General features: G+C 67.4%; 6 protein-coding genes. 4 read left to right on the top strand and 2 right to left on the bottom strand.

The window, feature by feature from the left end; genetic code table 11:
• Window positions 1-1,071 (bottom strand): ricin-type beta-trefoil lectin domain protein (locus tag ACFOWZ_RS03965; protein WP_382368776.1); only part of this gene is annotated, 1,071 nt, incomplete at its 3' end.
• 423 nt (window positions 1,072-1,494) lie between these two features.
• Here ACFOWZ_RS03965 and ACFOWZ_RS03960 point away from each other — a divergent pair.
• Window positions 1,495-2,124, top strand: coding sequence for a lytic polysaccharide monooxygenase auxiliary activity family 9 protein (locus ACFOWZ_RS03960; protein ID WP_382368772.1), 630 nt, complete (start codon window positions 1,495-1,497; stop codon window positions 2,122-2,124).
• Between the two features lie 49 nt (window positions 2,125-2,173).
• Here ACFOWZ_RS03960 and ACFOWZ_RS03955 read toward each other — a convergent pair whose 3' ends face one another.
• On the bottom strand, window positions 2,174-3,229 hold the full coding sequence (locus ACFOWZ_RS03955) for a LacI family DNA-binding transcriptional regulator (RefSeq protein ID WP_382368769.1): 1,056 nt from the start codon (window positions 3,227-3,229) through the stop codon (window positions 2,174-2,176).
• Between the two features lie 123 nt (window positions 3,230-3,352).
• Between ACFOWZ_RS03955 and ACFOWZ_RS03950 the strand changes: the two genes are divergently transcribed.
• From ACFOWZ_RS03950 to ACFOWZ_RS03940, 3 genes are read left to right on the top strand one after another with little or no spacing between them, the layout of a single operon-like run.
• Entirely contained in the window at window positions 3,353-4,705 is a 1,353-nt protein-coding gene (locus ACFOWZ_RS03950; protein WP_382368766.1) for an ABC transporter substrate-binding protein, read from the top strand.
• Between the two features lie 7 nt (window positions 4,706-4,712).
• Window positions 4,713-5,666: a carbohydrate ABC transporter permease gene (locus tag ACFOWZ_RS03945; protein ID WP_382368763.1), complete on the top strand. Its 954-nt coding sequence runs from the start codon at window positions 4,713-4,715 to the stop codon at window positions 5,664-5,666.
• The gene (locus tag ACFOWZ_RS03940; protein WP_382368760.1) at window positions 5,663-6,487 is read left to right on the top strand and encodes a carbohydrate ABC transporter permease; all 825 of its coding nucleotides are present in this window, start codon (window positions 5,663-5,665) and stop codon (window positions 6,485-6,487) included. Before ACFOWZ_RS03945 ends, ACFOWZ_RS03940 begins: the two co-directional genes overlap by 4 nt.
• Window position 6,488 lies beyond the last annotated feature (1 nt).

Raw genomic sequence — 6,488 nt, 5'->3', positions numbered from 1 at the left:
GTTCGTGGCCCCGTTGCAGGTCCACAGGACGAGCTTCGTGCCGTTGGCCGACCCGCTGCCGCTGGCGTCCAGGCACAGACCGGAGTGCGCACTGGTGATCGTGCCGTTCGCGTTGACGTTCCACTGCTGGTTCGCAGCACCAGTGCAGTCCCAGATCGCCGCCGGGGTGCCGTTGGTGGTGCCCCAGCCGTAGGCGTCGAGGCACTTGTTGCCGTAGACCACCATTTGCTTGGACGAGCTGTTGTAGGTCCAGCTCTGGTTGGTGCCGCCGTGGCAGTCCCACAGCTGGAGCTGCGTGCCGTTGTTCGTGGTCGCCCCGGGAACGTCGGCGCACCGGCCGGACGGCACGCCCACGATCTGCCGGGCCGTGCCCGTGGGGTCGCCGATGCTGCCGGGCACGGAGCGCAGCGCGGTGTTCCAGACGGCGGCCATCTTGTCGTAGCCGCCGGCGGTCGGGTGGACACCGTCGATCAGGTCGGCCGTGGTGAGGGCGGAGTGCATGTCGACCAGGTGCACGCGCTTGCCCGCGTTGACCTTGCTCTGCACCATTCCCGGGATCGTCGCGTTGAACGTCCGCGCGCGGGACTCCTGCCCGGCGTCGGACAACGGGATGATCGTTGCGACGAACACGTCGGCGTTCGGCGCGGTCGAGGTGATGCGGTCGACCAGAGTGGACAGACGCGCGGGCGCGTTGGCGACGTCGAAGTTCTGGAGCACGTCGTTGGTGCCGATGTGCAGCAACACGCTGCGGGGGTTGGTGTTGCGCAACCAGGTGACGATGTTCGCGTCGATCTGGTCGATGCGCCAGCCCGGATGTCCCTCGTGGTCGTGGTCGCCCAGCGACGACGGACCGTTGAACTGCGAGCCGACGAAGTCGACGCGGTAGTTCCCGAGCCGCTGCCACAGCCCGATGCGATAGCCACCCGGCACCTGCGTGCCCTCGGTGATCGAGTCGCCCAGCGGCATGACCCGCGTTCCGCCGTTGGACTCCGCGACCGCCGGTGCGGCCGGCAGCGCGGCGGTGAGCAGAGCGGCGGCGCAGGCGATGGCCCGCCACGTCCTGATCGTCATCGTGTTCTCCTCGATGAGAGCAACAATGGTGTTAGCGATCACATTGGGCTGCGAAGCAATGCGGTGTCAAGGAAACTCCCAGTTGAGACGAATTGTCGATGACCTCGTCGAATGCCTTCAACAGATCGATTCTGAAAGATGATGGTCTGACACATTCGCGGCGGCGGGACGGGCAGTCGTTCGAGTTAGCGTTCACATGAACGGTGAAATCAGCTGGTGTGCGACCAGCCGGCACGCCGTGTCGGGCGCCCCAGCCCCGCGGCACCCTCGAACTCTCGCCCCCGCCGAAAGCGCATCTCCGTCGGTGATCACTCAACGTTTCCTTGCGGTTTCGAAGCGTTACGTGTAGGTTATATTCCCTGGGAGCGCTCCCAGTCCGCCGCTGCTCGATCCCCTGCTCGATCATCGGATGGAGGCCCATTCATGCGTACGCGCAGCATCGCAGTGATCATCGGCATGCTGGCCTGCACAATCCTGTGGACCGCCCCCACGGCGTCGGCGCACGGCACGATCGTCGGCCCTGCGACCCGCGCCTACCAGTGCTGGAAGACGTGGGGCAGTCAGCACACCAACCCCGCCATGAAGGACCAGGACCCCATGTGCTGGCAGGCCTTCCAGGCCAACGCCGACACCATGTGGAACTGGATGAGCGCGCTGCGGGACGGGCTCAAGGGCAACTTCCAGGGCGCCACGCCCAACGGGCAGCTCTGCAGCAACGCCCTGGCGCGCAACAACTCGCTGAACACGCCCGGCCGGTGGAAGACCACCAACGTGGGCAGCAACTTCACGATGCACCTGTACGACCAGGCGAGTCACGGCGCCGACTACTTCCGCGTCTACGTGAGCAAGAACGGGTACGACCCGACCACCCAGAGCCTCGGTTGGAACAACCTCGACTTCATCATGCAGACCGGAAGGTACGCCCCGGCCAAGGACATCACGTTCAACGTCCAGACGTCCGGCTACCGGGGGCACCACATCGTCTTCACGATCTGGCAGGCTTCGCACCTCGACCAGGCCTACATGTGGTGCAGTGACGTGAACTTCGGCTGACGCAGCTGAGTCGTGAGCGGGTGTGGCCGCCAGAAACGGCCACACCCGCTCACGATCGCGTGGCCACGGAGTCGCGTGCCCGCACCGGCATCGGCAGGCGGTGCGTCTCGCCCAGCGGTGCGGATCCCTCGCTGTCCCGGTCCATCTCGCGCAGGAGCACCTCGACCGCCTTGCGGCCGAGCTCGTAGTGGGGGAGTGCGACCGTGGTGAGCTTGGGGCGGATCCAGGTCGCGACGGGGTGGTCGTCGAACGAGACGACGGAGACGTCCGAGGGCACCTTGAGGCCGAAGTCGTCGAGTGCCTGGTACGCGCCGACGGCGATCCGGTCGTTGAGGCAGATCAACGCGGACGGCGTGGTCTCCCGCAGCAGTTCCCGGGTTGCCTCGTAGCCGAGTTCCGGCTGCCAGTCCGAGCAGATCCGGCCGCCGGCGATCTCGACGCCCGCGCCGGTGAACACCTCGTGGATGCCGGTGAGCCGTTCGACGCCGGCGAGTGCTTCCGGTGGGACGTCGCGGATCCGCGGACCGACGCCGATGAGGTGGATGTCGTCGCGGTGGCCCGCGTCGAGCAGCACCTGTGCGGCGCTGCGGCCCGCCCCGATCTCGTCCGGCACGACCGAGGACAAAGTGGACGGTCCCTTCGGCACCGCGTTGAGCAGCACCGCCGGGCCGGACGTCAGCACGGACGGGGTCTCGACGGCCCTGGTGAACATCGACGCGAAGATGATGCCGTCGACCTGGCGGTCGTGCATCGCCTGCAGCAGGCCGACTTCCAGGTCCTCCTCGCCCTCGGTCTCACCGATGAACAGCAGCAGGTCCTGCTCGCGGGCGGCCTCGACGGCGCCCTTGATCATGTCGCCGGCGAGCCGGGAGGTGGCGACCGTGTCCGAGACGAAGCCGATCGTGCGCGTCTTGCCGGTGCGCAGGCCGACGGACACCGCGTTGCGCCGGTAGTCCAGCTCCTTCGCGGCGGCGATGACCTGTTGTTCGACGCTGTGCGAGATCCGCAGCTCACGGCTCCGCCCCGCCAGCACGAGCGACGCCGTGCTCCGGGACACGCCGGCGCGCTCGGCGACCTCGGCGAGCGTCACCCTCCGTGGACTCAAGGAAAAACCTCCGCACCGCAGGATCTTGACTTCAGTCGTGGGGAGGGTAACACTGCGCCCTGCTAACACGATTTAGCAACCGGCGGACAGGCGCCGGTCGGCCAAGAAGACCGAGGAGGCGCAATGCCGCGTCGCACCAGTCACCGCGGAAGTCTGGCCGGTGCCGCCTTACTGGCAGCCGCTCTGCTGGCAGCCTGCGGCGGACCCGGCGGCACGGGTGTTCAGTCGACGGACACGGGCGCGGCCCTGACCGAGCAACCGACCTGTGGCACGCAACCGGTCACGCTGCGCGCGTACTTCGAGACGGGCTTCCCGTTGCCCAAGGCGCTCAGCGACGAGTTCTCCAAGCAGTTCCCCAACGTCAAGTGGGACATCCGGGAGGACCAGTTCGCGGTGATCACGCAGAACGCGCCGCGCGTGCTGGCGGACGACCCGCCGGACCTGATGCGCCTGCCGCAGGTCTCCGAGCTGGTGAAGAACAACCTGCTGAAGAACCTCGACGGGTACGCCGGAGTGTTCGGCTGGGACAAGTGGCCGGCGTCCCAGCTGGAGCAGCTGCGCATGAAGCCCGGCGGCGGCGCGCGCGGTGAGGGCTCGTTGTTCGCGATGGGACTGAACTTCAGCGTCACCGGCGTCTTCTACAACAAGACCCTCGCCGAGCGGGTCGGCATGACGGCGCCGCCCACCACCCTCGCGGAGTTCGACGGCGTGCTCGCGAAGGCGCAGCAGGCCGGCGTCACCCCGATCACCGTGTTCAACGGCGGCGCCACCGGCGGGCTCGCGTTCCCGCTGCAGAACCTCATGGCGGCCTACGGTGATCCGAAGCCGGTCAACGACTGGATCTACCAGAAGTCCGGCGCCACGATCGACACCCCGTCGAACGTCAAGGCGGCACAACACCTCCAGGGCTGGATCAAGTCCGGCTACTTCACCAAGGACGCCAACGCGACGGACTACGCCAAGATGATGAGCGAGTTCCTGGCGGGCAACGGCCTGTTCATGTTCAACGGCGACTGGGAGTCCGGGAACCTCGACAAGAAGATGCCGGGCAAGGTGGGCTTCTTCCCGTTGCCCGCGGAGAAGGGCGGCAAGGTGGCGGCGATGTCGGCGCCGCTCACGTTCGGCATCGGCGCCAAGGCGAAGAACGCCGACTGCGCCGCGGTCTTCCTGGACTGGGTGGCCACGAACGAGACCGCGCGCCGGATCGCGGTGGAGGTCGGCGGTTCGCACCCGATGGGAGCGGCCGACGCGAAGATGCCCGCGGTGGCTCAGGGCACGGTGACGGCGGAGACGCTGGCCGCCGGTGAGCGGATCTCGAAGGACAACGGCGCCATGGACTTCATCGCCAACGCCACCGGCGCGATCTACGCCAAGAGCTGGACTCCGCAGCTGCAGAAGCTGTTCGCCGGGGAGCAGAGCCCTGAGGGGCTGCTCAAGGCGGTGCAGAGCGACTACCAGACCCAGGTCGGGAGCTGAACCACCGATGACGCAGCGGATGGCCGGTGGCGTTCTCACGCCGCCGGCCGCACGTTCTGAAGTTCTCCCGAAAACCGCGAAGCCCCGCGTGCGGCGGCGCGGGAAGGCCTGGGTCGCGTGGCTGTTCGTGGCCCCCGCGATCACCGCCTACGCGCTGTTCGTCCTGCTGCCGATGGGACGGACGGTGCAGTACTCGTTCTACGAGTGGGACGGCATCGGCGCTTCCCCGTGGGTCGGTTTCGACAACTACGTCAAGGTGTTCACCGACCCCGAGCTGTCGGGCACTATCGTCAACGCCTTCGAGCTGATCGTGTTCTTCAGCGGTGTGCCGGTCCTGCTGGGTCTTGCGATCGCCGCCACGATCCGGCGCATCGCCACCAGCCGACTCGCCGTCGTCGCGCGGACTGTCCTGTTCATCCCGCAGGTGATCCCGTTGGTCGCCGCCGGTATCGCGTGGAGCTGGCTGCTGTCGGGCAACGGCCTGGTCAACCAGGTGCTGTCCGCGATCGGGCTCGGCGGCGTCACCAGGGCGTGGCTCGGTGACTTCGGCACGGCGCTGCCCGCGGTCGGCGTGATCGGCGCGTGGGTGCTGCTGGGCCTGTGCACGCTGCTGCTCCTGGCGGGGATGAGCAAGATCGACCCGGCGCTGTACGAGGCCGCGCGCATCGACGGCGCGGGACCGTTGCGCGAGTTCTTCTCGATCACCGTGCCGAGTCTGCGGCAGGAGATCGGCGTCTGCGTCACGGTCACGGTCATCGCGGCGCTGGCGAGCTTCGACATCGTCTACATCGCCACGCAGGGCGGTCCGGGGAACACGACGATGGTGCCCGGGCTGGAGATCTACTACCAGGCGTTCGTCGAACGGCAGGTCGGCGTGGCGTCCGCTCTCGCGGTGGTGCTCGTCGTACTGGTGCTCGTGTGCGTGCTGCCGATCCAGCGGCTCACGAAGGAGGAGTCGTGATCGTCGGACGTCGTGAAGCGTGGCTGGGACGGGTGTTCCTCGTCCTGCTGATGGTGATGACCCTCCTGCCGCTGGTGAGCCTCTTCGTCACCGCGCTGCACCCCTCCGGCACGTACCCGACCGGCCTGGAGTGGCCGAGCGAGCCGCGGTGGGACAACTTCGCGACCGCTTTCCAGGCGGCGCACATGGGTGAGCTCCTCCAGTCGAGCACGCTCATCGTGCTCGGTGTGGTGCCGCTGTCGCTGCTGCTGGCGACGATGGCGGGTTTCGCGATCGGTCAGCTGAGGATGAAGGGACACCGCTGGGTGTTCCTGATGTTCGTGCTCGGCCTGACGCTGCCGTACGAGGGCGTCATCACGCCGTTGTACTACCAGATCCGGGACCTGGGCCTGCTGAACTCCAGGTGGGCGATCATCCTGCCGCTCGTCGCGTTGTTCATGCCCTTCGGCGTGTTCTGGATGCGCGCTCACTTCGTCACCATGCCCGGTGACATCTCCGAGGCGGCTCAGATCGACGGTGCCAACTCGTGGCAGCAGTTCTGGCGCATCCACGTGCCGCTGGCGATGCCGGCCATCTCCTCGCTGGCGATCCTGCAGTTCCTGTGGACCTGGAACCAGTTCCTCCTCGCGATCGTCCTCGTCGGTGACCCTCGCAAGCGCACCATGGCCGGTGCGCTCGGTGCCTTCCAGGGCCAGTGGGGCACCGACATCCCGTTGCTGTGCGCGGGATCGCTGCTCGTGCTCGCACCCGTCCTCGTTCTTTTCCTGATCTTCCAGCGCCGCTTCACCTCGGCGCTGCTGCAGGGCTCTCTGAAGGGCTGAT

It is taken from the genome of Lentzea rhizosphaerae (assembly GCF_042649515.1).
Classification (GTDB): domain Bacteria; phylum Actinomycetota; class Actinomycetes; order Mycobacteriales; family Pseudonocardiaceae; genus Lentzea; species Lentzea aerocolonigenes.
This window is presented reverse-complemented; position numbering and strand designations above follow the sequence as displayed.

Excerpts from the sequence above, each read along its gene's own strand:
- ACFOWZ_RS03960 (WP_382368772.1), top strand. The coding sequence starts at position 1,495 with ATGCGTACGCGCAGCATCGCAGTGATCATCGGCATGCTGGCCTGCACA.
- ACFOWZ_RS03950 (WP_382368766.1), top strand. The coding sequence starts at position 3,353 with ATGCCGCGTCGCACCAGTCACCGCGGAAGTCTGGCCGGTGCCGCCTTA.
- ACFOWZ_RS03945 (WP_382368763.1), top strand. The coding sequence starts at position 4,713 with ATGACGCAGCGGATGGCCGGTGGCGTTCTCACGCCGCCGGCCGCACGT.